We start from the raw sequence: 690 nt of genomic DNA on the forward strand, positions 1-690 counted from the left end.
CAAACCGCCTGCGCACGCTTTACGCCCAGTAATTCCGATTAACGCTTGCACCCTACGTATTACCGCGGCTGCTGGCACGTAGTTAGCCGGTGCTTATTCTTCCGGTACCGTCATCCCCCGGCTATATTAGAACCAAGGATTTCTTTCCGGACAAAAGTGCTTTACAACCCGAAGGCCTTCTTCACACACGCGGCATTGCTGGATCAGGCTTTCGCCCATTGTCCAAAATTCCCCACTGCTGCCTCCCGTAGGAGTCTGGGCCGTGTCTCAGTCCCAGTGTGGCTGGTCGTCCTCTCAGACCAGCTACTGATCGTCGCCTTGGTAGGCCTTTACCCCACCAACTAGCTAATCAGCCATCGGCCAACCCTATAGCGCGAGGCCCGAAGGTCCCCCGCTTTCATCCGTAGATCGTATGCGGTATTAATCCGGCTTTCGCCGGGCTATCCCCCACTACAGGACATGTTCCGATGTATTACTCACCCGTTCGCCACTCGCCACCAGGTGCAAGCACCCGTGCTGCCGTTCGACTTGCATGTGTAAGGCATGCCGCCAGCGTTCAATCTGAGCCAGGATCAAACTCTTCAGTTTAAACCTGTTACTGTTTTCGGTTCTTTCGAACCGGTCGCTCACTCAAAGCTGACAGGAATATGAATTGCTTCATAAACCTGACTTACTTTAGTGTGAGACTCT

Annotated in this window: 1 rRNA gene; it reads right to left on the reverse strand. The window is 53.6% G+C overall.

Annotated elements, in window-relative coordinates:
• Positions 1-588, reverse strand: a 16S ribosomal RNA gene (locus LGM71_RS33115); the annotation flags it as partial.
• Positions 589-690 lie beyond the last annotated feature (102 nt).

It is taken from the genome of Burkholderia sp. AU33545, assembly GCF_020419685.1.
GTDB classification, from domain to species: domain Bacteria; phylum Pseudomonadota; class Gammaproteobacteria; order Burkholderiales; family Burkholderiaceae; genus Burkholderia; species Burkholderia diffusa.